Origin of the sequence: Burkholderia sp. BCC1047 (assembly GCF_902833155.1) — a bacterium.
Taxonomy (GTDB): domain Bacteria; phylum Pseudomonadota; class Gammaproteobacteria; order Burkholderiales; family Burkholderiaceae; genus Burkholderia; species Burkholderia sola.
In genome coordinates, this window is sequence record NZ_CADFEH010000003.1 from 314979 (window position 1) to 333283 (window position 18305).

The 18305-nt window shown below is 66.6% G+C and carries 18 protein-coding genes and 4 tRNA genes; 10 read left to right on the forward strand and 12 right to left on the reverse strand.

Annotated elements, in window-relative coordinates:
* The first annotated feature begins 47 nt into the window (after positions 1 to 47).
* A complete protein-coding gene (locus tag HWX55_RS05370) occupies positions 48 to 551 on the forward strand; it encodes an Ohr family peroxiredoxin (RefSeq protein ID WP_175974747.1) in 504 nt (167 codons plus the stop codon).
* A 236-nt stretch (positions 552 to 787) separates the two neighbouring features.
* Here the strand turns inward: HWX55_RS05370 and HWX55_RS05375 are convergent.
* From HWX55_RS05375 to HWX55_RS05390, 4 genes are all read right to left on the reverse strand, one after another.
* Positions 788 to 874: transfer RNA gene (locus HWX55_RS05375), tRNA-Leu, on the reverse strand.
* 250 nt (positions 875 to 1124) lie between these two features.
* Positions 1125 to 1211: transfer RNA gene (locus HWX55_RS05380), tRNA-Leu, on the reverse strand.
* Positions 1212 to 1325: 114 nt separating this feature from the next.
* Positions 1326 to 2315 carry an aliphatic sulfonate ABC transporter substrate-binding protein gene (locus HWX55_RS05385; RefSeq protein ID WP_175974516.1) on the reverse strand — a complete coding sequence of 330 codons (990 nt, stop codon included), beginning with the start codon at positions 2313 to 2315 and terminating at the stop codon, positions 1326 to 1328.
* A 184-nt stretch (positions 2316 to 2499) separates the two neighbouring features.
* Positions 2500 to 2586: transfer RNA gene (locus tag HWX55_RS05390), tRNA-Leu, on the reverse strand.
* 249 nt (positions 2587 to 2835) lie between these two features.
* On the opposite strand from HWX55_RS05390, the gene rnr reads away from it, so the two are divergent.
* The 6 genes from rnr to HWX55_RS05420 all read left to right on the forward strand — a co-directional run bounded on the left by rnr (position 2836) and on the right by HWX55_RS05420 (position 10057).
* A complete protein-coding gene (gene rnr, locus HWX55_RS05395) occupies positions 2836 to 5310 on the forward strand; it encodes a ribonuclease R (RefSeq protein ID WP_175974517.1) in 2475 nt (824 codons plus the stop codon).
* Between the two features lie 148 nt (positions 5311 to 5458).
* Positions 5459 to 6202, forward strand: coding sequence for a 23S rRNA (guanosine(2251)-2'-O)-methyltransferase RlmB (gene rlmB, locus HWX55_RS05400; protein ID WP_089467338.1), 744 nt, complete (start codon positions 5459 to 5461; stop codon positions 6200 to 6202).
* 104 nt (positions 6203 to 6306) lie between these two features.
* On the forward strand, positions 6307 to 7179 hold the full coding sequence (locus tag HWX55_RS05405) for an N-acetylmuramoyl-L-alanine amidase (RefSeq protein WP_175974520.1): 873 nt from the start codon (positions 6307 to 6309) through the stop codon (positions 7177 to 7179).
* A gap of 92 nt (positions 7180 to 7271) precedes the next feature.
* The gene (rpiA, locus tag HWX55_RS05410; RefSeq protein WP_069621409.1) at positions 7272 to 7967 is read left to right on the forward strand and encodes a ribose-5-phosphate isomerase RpiA; all 696 of its coding nucleotides are present in this window, start codon (positions 7272 to 7274) and stop codon (positions 7965 to 7967) included.
* Between the two features lie 282 nt (positions 7968 to 8249).
* Positions 8250 to 8966: an FCD domain-containing protein gene (locus tag HWX55_RS05415; RefSeq protein ID WP_050012547.1), complete on the forward strand. Its 717-nt coding sequence runs from the start codon at positions 8250 to 8252 to the stop codon at positions 8964 to 8966.
* Positions 8967 to 9067: 101 nt separating this feature from the next.
* Positions 9068 to 10057: a Gfo/Idh/MocA family oxidoreductase gene (locus HWX55_RS05420; RefSeq protein ID WP_175974523.1), complete on the forward strand. Its 990-nt coding sequence runs from the start codon at positions 9068 to 9070 to the stop codon at positions 10055 to 10057.
* Between the two features lie 51 nt (positions 10058 to 10108).
* On the opposite strand, the gene HWX55_RS05425 is transcribed toward HWX55_RS05420, so the two are convergent.
* The 7 genes from HWX55_RS05425 to HWX55_RS05455 all read right to left on the reverse strand — a co-directional run bounded on the left by HWX55_RS05425 (position 10109) and on the right by HWX55_RS05455 (position 15397).
* A complete protein-coding gene (locus HWX55_RS05425; protein WP_175974525.1) occupies positions 10109 to 10801 on the reverse strand; it encodes an amino acid ABC transporter permease in 693 nt (230 codons plus the stop codon).
* A gap of 122 nt (positions 10802 to 10923) precedes the next feature.
* Positions 10924 to 11718 (reverse strand): cystine ABC transporter substrate-binding protein, encoded by a 795-nt coding sequence (locus tag HWX55_RS05430; protein WP_050012549.1) that lies wholly within the window; start codon positions 11716 to 11718, stop codon positions 10924 to 10926.
* A gap of 99 nt (positions 11719 to 11817) precedes the next feature.
* Positions 11818 to 12855 carry a quinone-dependent dihydroorotate dehydrogenase gene (locus HWX55_RS05435; RefSeq protein ID WP_175974527.1) on the reverse strand — a complete coding sequence of 346 codons (1038 nt, stop codon included), beginning with the start codon at positions 12853 to 12855 and terminating at the stop codon, positions 11818 to 11820.
* Between the two features lie 98 nt (positions 12856 to 12953).
* Positions 12954 to 13784 carry an arginyltransferase gene (locus HWX55_RS05440; protein WP_175974529.1) on the reverse strand — a complete coding sequence of 277 codons (831 nt, stop codon included), beginning with the start codon at positions 13782 to 13784 and terminating at the stop codon, positions 12954 to 12956.
* 33 nt (positions 13785 to 13817) lie between these two features.
* Positions 13818 to 14582: a leucyl/phenylalanyl-tRNA--protein transferase gene (gene aat / locus HWX55_RS05445; RefSeq protein ID WP_175974531.1), complete on the reverse strand. Its 765-nt coding sequence runs from the start codon at positions 14580 to 14582 to the stop codon at positions 13818 to 13820.
* A gap of 9 nt (positions 14583 to 14591) precedes the next feature.
* Positions 14592 to 15137 carry an NUDIX hydrolase gene (locus HWX55_RS05450; RefSeq protein ID WP_006476111.1) on the reverse strand — a complete coding sequence of 182 codons (546 nt, stop codon included), beginning with the start codon at positions 15135 to 15137 and terminating at the stop codon, positions 14592 to 14594.
* A gap of 183 nt (positions 15138 to 15320) precedes the next feature.
* Positions 15321 to 15397, reverse strand: a tRNA-Met gene (locus HWX55_RS05455).
* A 197-nt stretch (positions 15398 to 15594) separates the two neighbouring features.
* Between HWX55_RS05455 and HWX55_RS05460 the strand changes: the two genes are divergently transcribed.
* Genes HWX55_RS05460 through HWX55_RS05470 form a run of 3 tightly spaced genes read left to right on the forward strand, consistent with a single transcriptional unit; the run spans position 15595 to position 17620 of the window.
* Positions 15595 to 16092 carry a heme-degrading domain-containing protein gene (locus tag HWX55_RS05460; RefSeq protein ID WP_069621415.1) on the forward strand — a complete coding sequence of 166 codons (498 nt, stop codon included), beginning with the start codon at positions 15595 to 15597 and terminating at the stop codon, positions 16090 to 16092.
* Between the two features lie 3 nt (positions 16093 to 16095).
* On the forward strand, positions 16096 to 16434 hold the full coding sequence (locus tag HWX55_RS05465; RefSeq protein ID WP_099316358.1) for a multidrug efflux SMR transporter: 339 nt from the start codon (positions 16096 to 16098) through the stop codon (positions 16432 to 16434).
* Positions 16435 to 16465: 31 nt separating this feature from the next.
* Positions 16466 to 17620 carry an enoyl-CoA hydratase/isomerase family protein gene (locus HWX55_RS05470; RefSeq protein WP_175974533.1) on the forward strand — a complete coding sequence of 385 codons (1155 nt, stop codon included), beginning with the start codon at positions 16466 to 16468 and terminating at the stop codon, positions 17618 to 17620.
* A 136-nt stretch (positions 17621 to 17756) separates the two neighbouring features.
* On the opposite strand, the gene HWX55_RS05475 is transcribed toward HWX55_RS05470, so the two are convergent.
* A complete protein-coding gene (locus tag HWX55_RS05475; RefSeq protein ID WP_006484223.1) occupies positions 17757 to 18185 on the reverse strand; it encodes a hypothetical protein in 429 nt (142 codons plus the stop codon).
* Positions 18186 to 18305 lie beyond the last annotated feature (120 nt).

Sequence of the window (18305 nt, forward strand, 5' to 3'; positions counted from 1 at the left end):
GACGCAGCGGCGGAGGCCGTCCAGCGTCCGCACTTGGGAGAAACGCCATGCACCGTCCGACGCGGCCTTCGGTATCGCTGCTCGATCCTTATACCGGCAGCGAACCGCTGCCGCTTTACACGACGACGGTGACCGTCACCGGCGGCGACGCGGCCCACGGACGATCGTCCGGCCGCGCGCGTTCGACCACCGGCGAACTCGATGTGTCGTTGCGCCTGCCGGTTGAATTGGGTGGCGCGGGCGGCGGTACGAACCCGGAGCAGTTATTCGCGGCAGGCTTCGCGGCGTGCTTTCATGGCGCGTTGACGCTGGTTGCGATGCGGCGCCGGATTCGGCTGCCGGCCGATCTCGCGATCTCGGCCAGCGCAACGTTTCAGCGCGATCCGGCGGATGGCCTGTTCGCCATCGCGCTCGACCTCGAGGTCGGCATGCCGGGCGTCGAGGCAGATGCTGCGCGCGAGCTGGTCGCGGAGACGGGGGCGATTTGTCCGTACGCGAAGATGGCGAAGAGCGGGATTCAGCATGTCGTGCGCGTCACCGGGGCGGTGTGATCGCGATGTCGCCGGGATCGGCGCTTCCTGGACTGGAAATGAAAAAAGGCCGGCATAAAGCCGACCTTTTTAAAAACAGATGGTGCCCAGGAGAGGACTCGGTCACCCATGCGCGACCCCGGCTGCGCTTGCAAGCGCAGCCTTTCGAGTCCTCGCGCAAAGCGCGCAGGCGCTTTGCTTCCTGGGCTGGAAATGAAAAAAGGCCGGCATGAAGCCGGCCTTTTTTAGAAAACAGATGGTGCCCAGGAGAGGACTCGAACCTCCACGATGTTGCCACCGCTAGGACCTGAACCTAGTGCGTCTACCAATTCCGCCACCTGGGCACGTTTCGCTTGCTGCGATGCGAAGACCGCTATTCTAGCGTGTCTGAAGTTTCTGTCAACTTCAATTTGACGTCTTGAACGCAAATAATTTGTGACGGGTTTGCCGCGAGAGGAGGGGACGTGCGTGGCGTCGATGTGCGCAATCGTCGATCCGGTTGCGGGGAGGAGCGCGACGTCCGCCGGTGCGTACCGCGATTCGGCGCCTGAAATGAAAAAAGGCCGGCATAAAGCCGACCTTTTTAAATACAGATGGTGCCCAGGAGAGGACTCGAACCTCCACGATGTTGCCACCGCTAGGACCTGAACCTAGTGCGTCTACCAATTCCGCCACCTGGGCACGTTTTGCAGTAGCTGCTTGCTGCAAAGAAGCGAAATTATAGCGTGCCTGGAAGCGCTGTCAACACAATTCGATCGATGGCGATAAAAATATTGCGCGCCGGGTGCCGCGCCATCACGCGCCGATCGGCTCCGCCCGTTTGGCCGTGAAATTCCAGCGCAGCGCTTCCCTCGTGTCGACGTGGGCAGGCAGCAAACCGGCTGCGAGAAACGTATCCGCGATCTTCTGTTGTTCACCGAAGTTCTGTGTGGCAACGGCGCGCACCAGATAGCTGCGTCGCGCATTCGCGCGCTCGATTGTCCCTGCATCGAGTCCCCAGATCGGCGCCAGGGCATTGGCGGCTTCCTGCTGATGGTCGCGCAGCCACGCGCCGGTCTGCGACAGCCGCTCGAACACGATCTGGATGACGTCGGGGCGCGCGGCGGCAAAACTGCTCGACGCGAGGTAATAGCGCTGGTATGACGCGAGACCGCTGCCATCGACCAGAATCCGCACGTCGGGATGCGCGTCGACCGACGCGACGTACGGATCCCATGTGATCCAGGCATCGACACTGTCGCGCTCGAATGCCGCGCGGCCGTCCGCCGGTGTCAGATAGTGGATGGCCGTGTCGCTTGTTGCGAGCTTCGTGCGTGCGAGCGCGGCAAGCAGCAGGTAGTGGCTGCCGGCCGCCTTCGTGACGGCGATCCGCTTGCCCTTGAGATCGGCGAGCGTGCGCAGCGTGCTGTCCTGCTTGACGATGATGGCCTGCGCCTTCGGCGACGGCGCTTCCTGCGCGACGTACACGAAACGGGCATGCGCGGCTTGCGCGAAGACCGGAACCGTGTCGGCCACGTCGGCGCTGAAATCGATCGCGCCGACGTTGAGTGCTTCGGTCAGCGGCAGGCCGCTCGCGAATTCATGCCACGACACGCGCAGGCCGAGCGGCGCGAGCGACTGCTCCAGCGTGCCGCGCGTCTTGAGTAGCGTGATGAGCGTCGACGATTTCTGGTATCCGATGCGCAGCGTGGTGGGCGTGTTCTCGGCGTGCGCGCGAATACCGGCGGCGCTCACGCCGACGGCCAGCATCGCGCGCGCGAACGCGCGGCGGTTCATCGACGTCATGGATCGTGTTCCTCGTTGGATTCGTTGAAAGAGAGGCGGCTAACGTACCAACGGGGACGGCAATCGATAAGCGATTAATTCTGCTATCAATCGGAGTGGTGGGCATATGGCGCGGCGCGTGCCGGTAATACGGTGCCCGAAATGAAAAAAAGGCCGGCATAAAGCCGACCTTTTTAAAAACAGATGGTGCCCAGGAGAGGACTCGAACCTCCACGATGTTGCCACCGCTAGGACCTGAACCTAGTGCGTCTACCAATTCCGCCACCTGGGCACGTTTTGCAGTAGCTGCTTGCTGCAAAGAAGCGAAATTATAGCGCCCCAATTATTCCTGTCAACACTTTTTTGCGATGCATCGCAAACCGGCCGTCGCCGCGCGCGCCGGCGGCATTCCCGTCTTTTGGCGACACGGGCGGGTGATAGAATGACCCGCCGCCGTCAATATAGAACTGTCTGACGGACACCTCTATGTTGATGCCGTGCACCATCAGTCAACGCAACGAGAACAATCATCGACAAACCCTTGAGCAAATATCCGTACCCCATTCCGAGCCGTGAAGAGATTCTCGGCGTGCTGCGTACGAGCGACGCGCCGCTGGCCGCCAACGACATCGCCGAAGCCCTGTCGATCAAGCGTCAGGAGCGCGAGGGGTTCTTCCGGCGTGTCGCCGCGATGGAGCGCGACGGCCAGATCCGCCTCGACAAGCGCGGCCACTACCAGTTGACCCATCCGTCGAATTTCGTCGCAGGGCGCGTGCAAGGGCATCGCGACGGCTACGGGTTCGTGATCCGCGATGACGGCCAGGACGACCTGTTCTTGCCGAACGGCGAAATGCAGAAGGTGATGCACAACGACCGCGTGCTTGCGCGAATCGTCGGCTACGATCGCCGCGGCCGGCCGGAAGGGCATGTCGTCGAAGTCACCGAGCGCGCGAACAAGCGCGTGATCGGCCGCCTGCTGAACGAGAACGGCGCGCTGATCGTCGCGCCGGAAGACAAGCGCATCGGCCACGACATCCTGATCACGCAGAACGTGAAGAAGGCGAAGGTCGGGCAGGTCGTCGTCGTCGAGCTGACCGATTTCCCGAGCCGTCATTCGCAGCCGCTCGGCCGTGTCGTCGAAGTGCTCGGCGATATCGACGATCCGGGCATGGAAATCGAGATCGCGGTGCGCAAGTACGGCGTGCCGCACGAATTCAGCCAGCCGGCGCTCGACGAAGCCGCCGCGCTGCCCGACAAGGTGCGGCCGACCGACCTGCGTTTCCGCGTCGACCTGCGCGACGTGCCGCTCGTGACGATCGACGGCGAGGACGCCCGCGACTTCGACGATGCCGTCTACTGCGAGCCGGTCAAGGTCGGCCGCGGCGACGGCTACCGGCTGATCGTCGCGATCGCCGACGTATCGCACTACGTGCAGCCGGGTAGCGGGCTCGACGCCGACGCGCTCGAGCGCAGTACGTCGGTCTACTTCCCGCGCCGCGTGATCCCGATGCTGCCGGAGAAGCTGTCGAACGGCCTCTGTTCGCTGAACCCGCAGGTCGACCGCTGCGTGCTCGCATGCGACATGGTGATCACCGCGCGCGGCGAGATCAAGGCATACCAGTTCTATCCGGCGGTGATCCATTCGGCGGCGCGCCTGACGTACACGGAAGTCGCGGCCGTGCTGTCGAACACGAAGGGGCCGGAGGCCGCACGCCGCGCCGATCTGCTGCCGCACCTGCAGGATCTGTACGGCGTCTACAAGTCGCTGTTCGCCGCCCGCCAACAGCGCGGCGCGATCGACTTCGACACGACCGAGACCTATATCGTCTGCAATTCGCAGGGCAAGATCGAGCAGATCGTGCCGCGTCAGCGCAACGACGCGCACAAGCTGATCGAGGAATGCATGCTGGCCGCGAACGTCTGCGCGGCCGATTTCCTGAAGCGCAACAAGCATCCGGGCCTGTACCGCGTGCACGCGGGGCCGACGCCGGAGAAGCTCGAGAACCTGCGCGCGTTCCTGCGCGGGATGGGCCTGTCGCTCGGCGGCGGCGACAAGCCGCATGCAAGCGACTATGCGGCGCTGATGGCGCAGATCCGCGACCGGCCGGACGCGCAGATGCTGCAGCCGATGCTGCTGCGCTCGATGCAGCAGGCGGTCTACAGCCCCGACAACATTGGTCACTTCGGTCTCGCATACGAGGCGTACGCGCACTTCACGAGCCCGATCCGCCGCTATCCGGACCTGCTCACGCACCGCGCGATCTACGCGATCCTGTCGGGCAAGAAGTACGCGCCGAAGGCGCCGGAAGGCTTCGAGCTCAATACCGCGCTGTCGCCGCGCGCCCGCGCGATGCAGCAGGCCGACGACGAAGCGCGCGGCCGTTCGCGCTCGAACACGGCGATCTGGGAAGAGCTCGGCCTGCACTGCTCGGCGAACGAGCGCCGTGCCGATGAAGCATCGCGCGACGTCGAGGCGTGGCTCAAGTGCTACTTCATGCGCGACAAGCTCGGCGAGGAGTACGGCGGGATGGTGAACGGCGTGACGTCGTTCGGCATCTTCGTGCAGCTCGACACGCTGTTCATCGAAGGGCTCGTGCACGTGACGGAGCTCGGCTCGGACTACTTCCAGTACGACGAGATCAAGAACGAGTTGCGCGGCGAACGCACGGGCATCCGCTATCGCCTGTCGGATCGCGTGCGCGTGCAGGTGAGCCGCGTCGATCTCGATGCGCGCAAGATCGATTTCCGCCTCGTGCGCGATACGCCGGTGAAGGCGCCGCGTCCGTCGCCCGCGCCGGCTGCCGGCGTCGATCGCAACGGCGGCGGCCCGCGCGTGCGTGCGCTGCCGCCGGTCGACGAAGCCGCGCCGCGTCGCAAGCCGGCCGCGAGCGCGCCGAGCGTCGCGGTGAAGGAAGCGCGCGCCGCGCGTGGCGCCGCGAAGAAGAAGGGCGGCGGCGGTGGCGGCGCACCCGCGAAGCCAACTGCGAAGAAGGCCCGCGCCCGCAAGAAGTATTGAGCGTTCGGGGCGGCGTACGCGCACGCCCCGCAGTATCGAGAGACGCCGCGTCACCGGTCATCGGCCGGCCACGCGGCGCTTTCCTTTTCCATGGATCGCGGCCGCGCACGTCGCGCGGCCGCACGTTTGATCGAAGGTTGTTCCAGTCATGTCACGTCTGAAGGTTCTTTACGGTTTTCATGCGGTGACCGCACGTTTGCGGCACGATGCATCGACGGTGGCGGAGGTGCTGTACGACCAGACGCGCCGCGACCGCCGCATGCAGGACTTCCTGCACACCGCGAAGGAAGCGGGCGTGCGGCTGATCGCGGCCGACGAAACGCGCCTGTGGGGCCTCGCGCATACCGAGCGCCACCAGGGCGTCGTCGCGCGCGTCGAGGACATGCCGCTCGCGCAGAACCTGTCCGAGCTGCTCGACGGCATCAACGGGCCCGCGCTGCTGCTCGTGCTCGACGGCGTCACCGATCCGCACAACCTCGGCGCATGCCTGCGGGTTGCCGATTCGGCCGGCGCGCACGCGGTGATCGCGCCGCGCGACCGGGCGGTCGGCCTGAACGCGACCGCGGCCAAGGTGGCGAGCGGGGCGGCCGATACGGTGCCGTACATCACGGTGACGAACCTCGCCCGCGCGCTGCGCGAGCTGAAGGAGGCCGGCGTGTGGATCATCGGCACGTCGGACGAGGCGTCGGCGACGCTCTACGAAACGAAGCTCGACGGCCCCGTCGCGCTCGTGATGGGCGCGGAAGGCGAAGGCATGCGCCGGCTCACGCGCGACACCTGCGACGAAGTGATGAGCATCCCGATGGCCGGCAGCGTCGAAAGCCTGAACGTGTCGGTCGCGAGCGGCGTGTGCCTGTACGAAGCCGTGCGCCAGCGCCGCGTGAAGGGCTGAGCCCGGGGCTGCCCCGTCCCGCGCGCGATGCGCGGGCGTCGAATGACCCGAACGACGCGCGCCGCGATGCAACGCGGTACGCGGCTCTGCGGAACCCGCGACCGATGACCCTGTTTCGTATTGGCGTCTCCTGCGCCGTGCTCGGCCTGCTCGCGGCCTGCACGTCGCCGTCGCTCGTCGAACGCGACGCCTACTACGCCGACACGAGCCTGCACGCGCGCGGCGCCGATTCGCGGATCCGCTTTCTCGTGATGCATTACACCGAAAGCGACGAGACGAAATCGTTGCGCACGCTGACCGGCGAGTCGGTCAGCGTGCATTACGTCATCCCGCCGCAGCCGCGCACCGAGCGCGGGATGCCCGTCGTCTACCAGCTCGTTCCGGAAGCGCGGCGCGCGTGGCACGCGGGCGTCAGCGAGTGGCAGCGCACGACCGAGCTGAACGCGGTGTCGATCGGCATCGAGAACGTGAACCGCGGCCCGCTCGACGCGCAGCAGCGTACCTGGCAGCCGTATCCGCCCGAGCAGGTCGACGCGCTGATCCGTCTGTCGAAGGACATCGTCGCGCGCTACGGGATTGCGCCGACGCGCGTGGTCGGGCACAGCGACATCGCGCCGCAACGCAAGATCGATCCCGGCCCGCTGTTCCCGTGGCATGCGCTCGCGCAAGCCGGTGTCGGCGCATGGCCGGACGACGCGACCGTCGCCGCGCGGCTCGGCGGCCGCGACCCGCACGCGCCGGTCGACGTGCGCGACCTGCAGCTCAAGCTCGCGCGCTACGGCTACGACGTGCCGACCGACGGCGTGCTCGACACGCGCACGCAACGCGTGTTCGCGGCGTTCCAGATGCATTTCCGGCCGTCCGATTACGCGGGCAATCCGGACGCGGAAAGCGACGCGATCGCGCAGGCGCTGCTCGACAAGTACTTCCCCGGCACGCAAGCGGCGGCCCCCGCACCGGCGGCCGACACGCGCTGACTACGCGGCGTATCGCACGCCGAAAAACGCGGGGGCGTCCGCCGACTCCGGTAAACTGGCAGTTTTCCGCAATCCCGCAGCATTACCACGCCATGACTCAAGACGAACTCAAACGCCTCGTCGGCCAGGCCGCCGCCGATTACGTGATCCAGAACGTGCCGGAAGGCGCCGTGATCGGTGTCGGCACCGGCTCGACCGCCAACTGCTTCATCGACGCGCTCGCCGCCGTCAAATCGCGCTATCGCGGCGCCGTGTCGAGCTCGGTCGCCACGACCGAACGCCTGAAATCGCATGGCATCAAGGTGTTCGACCTGAACGAGATCGAGTCGCTTCAGGTGTACGTCGACGGCGCCGACGAAATCGACGCAGGCGGCGCGATGATCAAGGGCGGCGGCGGCGCGCTGACGCGCGAGAAGATCGTCGCGTCGGTGGCCGACACGTTCGTCTGCATCGCCGACGCCAGCAAGCGCGTGCCGGTGCTCGGCGCGTTCCCGCTGCCGATCGAGGTCGTGCCGATGGCGCGCACCGCGATCGGCCGGCGCGTGACCGCGCTCGGCGGCGTGCCCGTGCTGCGCGTGACGAAGGACGGCGCGCCCTACATCACCGACAACGGTAACGAGATCATCGACGTGAAGGGCCTGCAGATCGCCGATCCGCGCGGTTTCGAAGCGCAGGTGAACGCATGGCCGGGCGTCGTGACGGTTGGCCTGTTCGCCGAACGCGGCGCGAATCTGTGCTTGCTCGGCACGGAAAACGGCGTCGAAACGATCGTTTATCCGGCTGGCTGAAACTGAATGAGAAGCAGTCCGTAACGGTGCGGTATCGGCCGTCATGGATTGGATGGTTAAATCTTGTGGAAACCGGGGTCCGGCAGGCGCGGCGCGCTTCCCGGGCCTTTTTTTTAGCCGTATAAATCACCTCGTTCAAAAGAGGGATAACCCTGTCAGGTGTTTACCAGATAGCGAAATATCGTCGAACTCATCAACTTATAGATCATAAGAACAGAGTAGTAACCAGGGCCGGCGGAACTGCGGAGCAGGTGTTCGCAAATCGACGCACGGGGAGGTGTCATGGAGCAGGGCAAAGACCGGTCACTGGTCGCCAAAGTGATGGATGGGCTTGTCGCGGGTATCGTCGAGGACAAGTACGGCGGCATCTTGCCGCCGCAGGACGTGCTGTCGAAAGAGTTCGATGTGAGCCGCACGGTCATGCGGGAAGCGTTGTCGATGTTGCTTGCGCGCGACATGCTCGACGTGCGTCCGAAAGTCGGGACGCGCGTGCGGCCGATGCGCGACTGGCGGATGATCGACGAGGACGTCGTGAGCTGGCGCTTTCGGGCAAAACCCGATCCGCAGTTCATGCGCGACGTCATCGAATTCCGGATGCTGATCGAGCCACGTGCGACCGCGCAGGCGGCGGTGCGTGCGACGGCGGCCGACATCGCGGGCATTCGCGAAGCGTTCGATGCGTTCAAGGTGCTGCAGCCGGGCGACGCCGGCTACGACACGGCGGACGAGCTGCTGCATACGCGGATCGTCCAGGCGAGCGGCAACCAGTTCTTCCAGCAGATGGCGGCGATCGTGCGCGGCGCAGTGCGTCTCGTGAACCCGCGCGTCGTGCAGAAGGAGGGCGCGCACGACACCGCGGTGAAGGCGCATGCGCGCGTCGTCGATGCGATCGAGCGGCGCGACCCGCGCGAAGCCGAAGCGGCGTCGCTCGCGCTGATCGATTTCAGCGCGGACGAGATTTCGCGCGATTTCTCGGTCGACGTGCCGGTGCGCGCCTGACGCGTCGCGCGTCGCTCATCCGTGTGCCGCCGGGCCGTTTATTATGACGGCCGGCCGGCAGCGTGCCGGCAACCGTCATACGACCGACACGGAAGATCAGGATGAACGACAACGACCATCGCCCGGTGCGCTTCGGCATCGTCGGTGCAGGCAGCATTGCGCGCCGCTTCGCGCAAAGCCTCGCACACGTGCCGGGCGCCACGCTCGCCGGCGTCTGGGCCCGCCGCGCCGACGCGGCGGCCGCCTTCTGCGAGACATACGGCGGCACGCCTGCGGCGAGCCTCGACGCGCTCCTCGCGAGCGACGAGATCGACGCGGTCTACATCGCGACGCTCCATGACAGTCACGCGCAGTACTCGCTGGCCGCGCTGGCTGCCGGCAAGGCCGTGCTGTGCGAGAAACCCGCGGCGCTGAACGCCGCGCAACTCGACACGATGCTGCAGGCGGCGCGCGATGCCGGGCGGCTCTTCATGGAGGCGATGAAGCCGCCATTCTTCCCGCTGTATCGTCAACTGCGTGCGCACCTGCGTGACGATCCGATCGGCGAGATCCGGCTCGTGCGGGCCGGTTGCGCATCGTCGTCGGTGCCGGACGACCATTCCGTCTATCGGCTCGATCGCGCAGGCGGCGCGTTGCTCGACATCGGCATCTACGAGGCGTTTCTCGCTGTCGACTGGCTCGGCGCGGCGCGCGACGTGCAGACGCTCGGCCGCGTCGGTGCGACCGGTGTCGACCTGTTCGCGAGCCTGAACAGCGTGCATGCGAACGGCGGGATCGCGCAGCTCTTTTGCGGGCTCGACGTGATGGGGCGCGGCGACGCGCTGATCGCGGCGGCCGGCGGCCACGTGACGATTCACGAGAAGTGGTGGAACCCCGAGCGTGCGACGATCCGCTATGCGGACGGGCGCACCGTCGAACTCGACGCCCCGGCCGCGGGCGGCGGGCTGAACTACGAAACCGCGCATTTCTGCGACCTGCTGCGCGCGGGCGAGACCGAAAGCCCGATCATGACGCACGACCATTCGCGGCAGATGATTGCGATGACCGATGCGGCGCGCGCCGTGCTCGGCGTGCGCTATTCGGGCGAATAGGCGGGAAGGAGCGCTGGGCCCGCGAGCGTGGCCCGGTGCAGCCGTTCGGGTTCAGTGACGGGTCGGCAGCGACAGGCGCTTTTCGTACCAGCGCTGCCCCCATTCGAGGATCTGGCACAGGATCCAGTACACGGCCGCGGCGGCGAGATAGAGCGGCAGCGGCTGATAGGTCGCCGCGATCACTTCCTGCGCGCTGCGCAGCAGTTCGGTCACGGTGATCACCGACACGAGCGACGTGTCCTTGATCAGGCTGATCAGGCTGTTCGACAGGCTCGGCACCGCGATGCGCAGCGCCTGCGGGCCGATCACGTAGCGCAGCGTCTGCCCCCACGACAGCCCGAGGCTGTACGCGGCGAGCCATTGGCCGCGCGCGATCCCGTTGATCGCGCCGCGCATGCTTTCCGACATGTACGCCGCGACGTTCGCGGACAGCGCGATCACGCCGGCCGGCGTCGGGTCGAGCGAGATGCCGAGGCTCGGCAGCCCGTAATAGATGACGAAGATCTGCACGAGCAGCGGCGTGCCGCGCATCAGGCTCACGTACGCGCGCGCCAGCCACGCGAGCGCGTTGACCCAGATGCGCTCGAAGCCGTCGAGCGCTTCGCTCTGCCGAATGCCCATCATCGCGAGCACGACGGCGCCAAGCAGGCCGAACACCATCGACAGCACGGCGAACTTGACGGTCAGCACGGCACCCTGGGCGAGCACCGGCAGCGATTGGACGAGCAGGGACGTTGTCGACATGGAATACGAAGCGAATGCGTGCGCGAAAGCGCAATCATAAACCGGACCGATAAAACAAAGGGCGGCATCGTTGCGGATGCCGCCCTTTCCGGCCCGCCGTCAGGCGGGAAATGCAGGCGTGCTTACTTGATCGGTTTCGTCACGTCGATGCCGAACCACTTGTCGGAGATCTTCGTGAACGTGCCGTCGGCCTCGAGTTGCGTCATCGCGTCGTCGATCGCCTTCTGGAACTTCGGGTTGCCCTTCTTGAACGGGATGCCCGACGGGTTCGCCGAACCGACGTTCGCACCCGGGCGCAGCGGCAGCTGCGAGTTCTTCGTCAGGTACGCGAGCATCAGGCGGTCGTTGAGCGCCGCGTCGAGGCGGCCGGCCGCGAGATCGCGCAGGTACTCGGGCGCGCCCGGGTACGTCTTCACGTCGATGCCGGGCACCGATTTCGCCATGTCCATGTAGTTGGTGCCGAGCGCGACGCCGAGCTTCTTGCCCTTCAGGTCTTCCAGCGACTTGAACTCGCGCGTGTCGTCCTTGCGCTGGATCAGCTGCGCGGACGAGAACGTGTACGCAGGCGAGAAGTCGAGCGTTTCCTTGCGCTTGTCGGTGATGCCGACCTGATTGGCGATCACGTCGAACTTGCCCGCCTGCAGGCCCGCGATGATGCCGCTCCATTCGGTCGTCACGAATTCGGCCTTCACGCCGAGCTTCGCGGCGACGGCCTTCGCGATGTCGACGTCGAAGCCGACGAGCTCGCCTTGCGGGTTCTTCGAGTTGAACGGCGGGAACGTGCCTTCGAGGCCGACGCGCAGCGTGCCGCGCTGCTTGACCTGGTCGAGGAGGTCGGCCGCGTGGGCGGTTGCCGCAGCGAACGACGTGCCGATCACGCCGGCAACCAGCAGCTTCTTCAACAGCGAAAATTTCATCGTGTGTGTCCTTGCCCTGTCCGGGTCAATGATTCTGATCGTGAAGCGATGATAGCAAAAACGCTATCGATATCTAAATACAGTTTGTTTATGGCTATATTACGCGGTGCGTTCGCGGGCGATCGCCTTCACGCATTCGGACACGAGCGCCGGGCCGCGATAGATGAAGCCGGTATAGAGCTGGACGAGCGCCGCGCCGGCCGCCAGCTTCGCACGGGCGTCCTCGCCCGAGAAAATGCCGCCGACGCCGATGATCGGCACGTCGTTGCCGACTTCGGCGTGCAGCTTGCGGATGACCTCGTTCGACGCGTCGAACACCGGGCGGCCCGACAGGCCGCCGGCTTCGTCCGCGTGCGGCAGGCCCTGGACGGCCGCGCGCGACAGCGTCGTATTGGTGGCGATCACCGCTTCGATCTTGTGGCGCAGCAGCGTGTCGCCGATTTCCTTGACCTGCTCGTCGTCGAGATCGGGCGCGATCTTCAGCGCGAGCGGCACGAGCTTGCCGTGCAGGTCGGCGAGGCGCTGCTGCTTGTCCTTCAGCGCGGCGAGCAGCGCGTCGAGCTCGCCCGCGCCCTGCAACTGGCGCAAGTTCTTCGTGTTCGGCGACGAGATGTTGATCGTCACGTAGCTCGCGAACGGGTACACGCGCTCGAGGCAGTACAGGTAATCCTCGGCCGCGCGTTCGATCGGCGTGTCGGCGTTCTTGCCGATGTTCAGGCCGAGGATGCCGCGATAGCGGGCGGCCTGCACGTTCTTCACGAACTGGTCGACGCCGTGGTTGTTGAAGCCCATCCGGTTGATCAGCGCTTCGGCCTCCGGCAGCCGGAACATCCGCGGGCGCGGGTTGCCGGGCTGCGGACGCGGCGTGACCGTGCCGACCTCGATGAAGCCGAAGCCGAGCGCCGCGAGGCCGTCGATGGCCGCGCCGTCCTTGTCGAGGCCGGCCGCGAGGCCGACCGGGTTGCGGAACGTGAGCCCCATCACGGTGCGCGGCGCGTCGGGCACGCGGGCCGACAGCGCGCAGGCGAGGCCCGTGCGTCCGGCCGCGCCGAGCGCGCGCAGCGTAAGGTGGTGAGCGTCTTCCGCATCCATTTTGAACAGGGATGCGCGGGCCAGCGGATAGAGGGAACTGAACACGGGAATGGGGCGGACGGCCGAAATGAATGACAACCCGCTATTTTACCGGGAGTTGCGCGGCACGGGCGTGCTTCGCTTCGTAGCCGCCGCGACGCGCGTCAGCCCGAGCCGGAATGTCCGCCCGGCAACGGCGCGCGCGCCAGCACCGCGTCGACGGGCGGCAGGTCGATCCGTTCCGGATCGAGCGTCTTCCAGCGGCCGTCGATCAGCCCTTCGAGCGGATGGAAGTTCGCCTTGTAGGCCATCTTCGGGCTCTCGCGGATCCAGTAGCCGAGGTACACGTAGGGCAACCCGAGGCTCTTCGCCTGCTCGATCTGCCACAGGATGTTGTAGGTGCCGTAGCTCGTGTGCCGGTCGTCGGGCTCGAAGAACGTATAGACCGACGACAGCCCGTCGCCGAGGATGTCGATCATGCTGACCATCCGCAGCTTGCCGGGTTCGCCGCCCGGTGCGTCGAGGTCGCGGAATTCGACGAGGCGCGAGTTGATCCGGCTTTGCAGCAGGAACTGTTCGTACTGGTCGCGACTGTCGCGATCCATGCCGCCGCCCGCGTGGCGCGCGGACTGGTAGCGCATGTAGAGCGCGTAGTGCTCTTCGTCGTAGTGCAGCGGCGACACCGTCGCGACCAGCGTGCGGTGCCGCTTCCACATCCTGCGCTGCGTGCGCGTCGGCGCGAACTCGCCGACCGGCACGCGCACCGGCACGCATGCGCGGCAGCCATCGCAGTACGGACGGTACGTGAAGACGCCCGAGCGGCGGAAGCCGGCCTTCACGAGTTCGGTGTAGATGTCGGAATTGATCAGGTGGCTCGGCGTCGCGACTTGCGAGCGTGCGATGCGGCCGTCCAGATAGCTGCACGGATAGGGCGCCGTTGCATAGAATTGCAACGCCGAAAGCGGTGAAAGCGGCAGCTCAGTCGGGTGAGTCATGGGCAGCTCTCGATGCAGGGAAGGAGTGCCGCGCTAGCGCTCGCTCCCGGTGGGCGCCGCCGTTTCGGCGGGGCTCGTCAGCGCGGCGAGCACGCGCTTGTCGAACTGCCACGGAATCGGCGGTTCGGCTGCCGCGCGGCGCACGTGAGCGACAAAGGCCTGGCGTGCGATCTCGCGGCCGCCGAGCGACGCTAGATGCGACGTATTCTGCTGGCAGTCTATCATTTCCAACCCCTGCTCGCGAAGGTGCGCGACGAGCGCGGCCAGCGCGATTTTCGATGCATCGGTCACGTCCGCATACATCGACTCGCCGAAAAACATCCGGCCGAACGACACGCCATAGAGGCCGCCGACGCGGCGCCCGTCGTGCCAGGTCTCGATGCTGTGCGCGTTGCCGGAGCGGTAGAGCGACGTATAGGCGTCGATGATCTCGGCGGTGATCCAGGTGCCGCGCTGCCCGCGGCGCGGCGCCTGCGCGCACGCGCGCATCACGCCGGGAAAGTCGTGATCGACGCGCACTTCCCATTCCGGCGTGCGCAGCACGCGCTTCAGCGTCTTGCGCAGCGACGGTGACACCTTGAATTCGGCCGGCACCAGGATCATGCGCGGGTTGGGGCTCCACCACAGCACCGGCTGGCCGTCCGAGTACCACGGGAAGATGCCGCGCCGGTACGCGTCGATGAGGCGCGACGGCAGCAGGTCGGCGCTCGCGGCGAGCAGCCCGGGTGCGCCGGTCGCGGGGCCGAGCGCGCGTTCGATGGACGGAAACGGATCGTCCGGGCCGAGCCAGGGAACCATGGGTGGGGCTCAGCCGTTGCGCAGCGAGCGGAAGATATCGCCGGTGTGCACGCCGTAGTCGCCGGCGGCGCGATCGGCGAAGAAGAAGCGCAGCGTCTGGCTGACGGTCGGGAACGCGATCTCGTCCCACGGAATGTCGGCTTCGTCGAACAGTTTCACTTCGAGGCTTTCCTCGCCGGCTTCGAAACCCGGATCGGTGAGCCGCGCGAGGTAGAACAGGTGGACCTGATGCACGTGCGGCACGTTGAGCAGCGTGAACAGGTTCTGCACCTCGACGCGCGCGCCGGCTTCCTCGAGCGTTTCGCGCGCGGCGGCTTCCGCGGTCGTCTCGCCCATTTCCATGAAACCCGCCGGCAGCGTCCAGAATCCGTAGCGCGGTTCGATCGCACGGCGGCACAGCAGGATCTGGTCGCCCCAGACCGGCACCGTGCCGACGACGTTGCGCGGATTCTGATAGTGGATCGTGCCGCAGTGATCGCAGACGAAGCGTTCACGGTTGTCGCCAGGCGGAATGCGCGCGAGGACTTCGTGACCGCAGACGGAGCAGAATTTCATGTCGAGTGGAAGGGACGAGGTGATGCGAGTGTATCACCGGCCCGCGGCATTCTTGAACGCCTGCGCATGCGGCGGCGTGTCGGGCGAAACGGCGCGCGCGGGCGCGAAGAGGACGCGGCGTCCGGACGCGCGAAAACAAAAAGCCCGGCGCGAGGCCGGGCTTTTTGCGACATTCTGGACGATTGGTTGCGGGGGTAGGATTTGAACCTACGACCTTCGGGTTATGAGCCCGACGAGCTGCCAGACTGCTCCACCCCGCGTCCGTCGAAGAAATGAATTATATGGGCTAACCCGGATGCGTGCAACTGTTTTCTGACAATCGCGTCGCGAGCGTGGGTGGGGCCGGTACGGGCAGGCGCGTGCGCTAGAATCGAGCGGTTTGTGTCGCCCTCCCGGCAGCGGCGCTGCGCGATCGCATCGACGCCGCTGCGACTCTCATTACTGCATCGACGGATTCATGGACATCGCTCACGATCTGCAATCGATCGGCGCGCAGGAACAGGCGCTCGTGTTTCCCCATTTCGACCCGGCCCGCGCGTGGGCGCTCGGCAACCGGATGCACGCGCTCGCGACGTCGCGCGGTCATGCGATCGCGATCGACATCGTCACGTTCGGCCAGCCGCTGTTCTACGCGGCGCTCGCCGGCGCGACGCCGGACAACGCCGACTGGGTGCGCCGCAAGCGCAACGTCGTCGCGCATTTTCGCCGCAGTTCTTACGCGATCGGCCTGCGCATGCAGCAGGCCGGCGCGACGCTCGCGGACAAGCACGGGCTGCCGGCCGCCGACTATGCGTCGCACGGCGGTTCGTTTCCGCTGACCGTCGCCGGCGCCGGCGTGATCGGCTCGATCACCGCGTCCGGGCTGCCGCAGCGCGCGGACCACGAGTTCGTCGTCGAGGCGCTGTGCGCCGAACTCGGTCACGACTATGCGGTACTGGCCCTCGCACGGAGCTGAGCGATGCAACTGCCCGGTTACGCATGGCTCGCGATCGCGATCGTCGCGGAAGTGATCGGCACGTCCGCGCTGCGCGCGGCGGACGGGTTCACGCGCTTGTGGCCGTCGGTGCTCGTCGTCGCCGGGTACGGCGTCGCGTTCTACTGCCTGTCGCTCACGTTGCGCACGATGCCCGTCGGCATCATCTATGCAGTCTGGTCGGGCGCCGGCATCGTGCTGATCACGCTCGTCGCGATGCTGCTCTATCGCCAGGTGCCGGACGTGCCGGCGGTGATCGGCCTCGGGCTGATCGTCGCCGGTGTCGTGGTGCTGAACCTGTTCTCGAAAATGCAGGCGCACTGAGCGTGCGACTGCCGTTTGCCGGACGACCTTCATGACCGATTCTTCTTCCGCCGCCGCTTCCGCCGAATCCGCCCAGCCCGACGTGCTTGCGTATGTCGCGAACCGCATCGGCTTTCTCGAACTGAACCGGCCGAAGGCGCTGAACGCGCTGTCGGTCGGCATGATCCGACTGATGCAGCAGGCGCTCGACGCGTGGCGCGACGACCCCGACGTCGTCGCGGTCGTCGTGCACAGCCCGCATCCGCGCGCATTCTGCGCGGGCGGCGACGTGCGCTTCTTCCACGACGCGTGGCGGCGCGGCGACCGCGATGCGGTCGACACGTTCTTCATCGACGAATACACGCTGAACCATGCGATCTTCACGTATCCGAAGCCGTACATCGCGCTGATGCACGGCGTCGTGATGGGCGGCGGCATGGGGATTTCGCAGGCGGCGCGGCACACGGGCGGCCTGCGCGTCGTGACCGACTCGACGAAGATGGCGATGCCCGAAACGCGCATCGGCCTGTTCCCGGACGTCGGAATGAGCTGGTTTCTCGCGCGCACGCCTGGCGCGATCGGCCGCTATCTCGCGGTGACCGGCGCGACGCTCGACGCGGCCGGCGCGCTGTATGCGCAACTCGCCGACGTCTATCTGCCCGACGCCGCGCTGCCGACGCTGCTCGACACGCTGCGCACCGCGCACATCGACAGCGGCGCGCAGGCCGTCGCGTGCGTGACCGACGCGGCTGCCGCGCACAAGGTCGTGCCGACGCCCGACACGTCGGCGCTCGCCGATGCGCGTGCCGGGATCGACCGGCATTTCGCGCAGCCGGACGTCAACGCGATTCTCGCGTCGCTCGACGCCGAGCAGGATTGCGCGGCGGTCGACGGATGGGTCGAGAAGGCGACCCATGCGATGCGCGAGCAACTGTCGCCGCTGTCGATGGCCGTGTCGCTCGAAGTCGTCGAACGCGCGCGCGGCGCGACGATGGCTGATTGCCTGCGGCGCGATCTCGATCTCACGCGCTCGAGCTTCGCACGCGGCGACGTGATTGAAGGCGTGCGCGCGCTGATCGTCGACAAGGATCACCAGCCCGTGTGGCGTTTCACGTCGGCTGCCGACGTCGGTCGTGCCGACGTGCTCGCGATGTTCGACAGCCCGTGGACGCCCGGCACGCATCCGCTGCGCGAGCTGAAGGACTGACGTCGATCAGGCCGACTCGCGCGAGCCGATCGACGCGCGACCCGGAAACGAAAAGGCCGCGTGCACGATGCACGCGGCCTTTTTCATGGAAGTCGGTCGATCTGAGGCCGAAGGGCGCGTCGCGCGCGCCGCGGCGTTATTCGTCGCCCGCGTCGTCCGACATGAACGCGCGCATGAACACGAGCGCGCCGAAACCCCACACCGCATTCGCCGCGAAGCCGGCCGCGAGCACGGGCATCATGTTGCCCGACGGCCAGATGCCGCGCAGCGGATCGATCGCGAACACGCGGGCGGCCGTCAGCACGATGCCGCCGAACACGAGCGCGCCGATCCACGATGCTTCGCGTTCCGGCGACACGCGCAACAACCATGCCATCGGAATCGCGCAGCACGCGCTGATCAGCGCATTCGCGACAAATTCAGGAATGCCGAGCGGCGCGAACGGTTGTGTCGAGAAGCCGGTTGCGGCGATCAGGTCGGCCGTGTGAAGGAGGGCGAGCGTGGCCTCGCGGAAAAACAGTGCGGCCAGGAAGCCGGACAGGAAGGGCAGGATGACTTTCTGCATCGATGAGTGCACCGCAGGCGCGCACGGCCGGGGCCGGGCGCGCGGAGTTATTCGGATAGGTGCGCCATTATAGGGCCCGGCCGCGGCGATATTCGCTCCAGCGTCGTGCTAATCACGAAA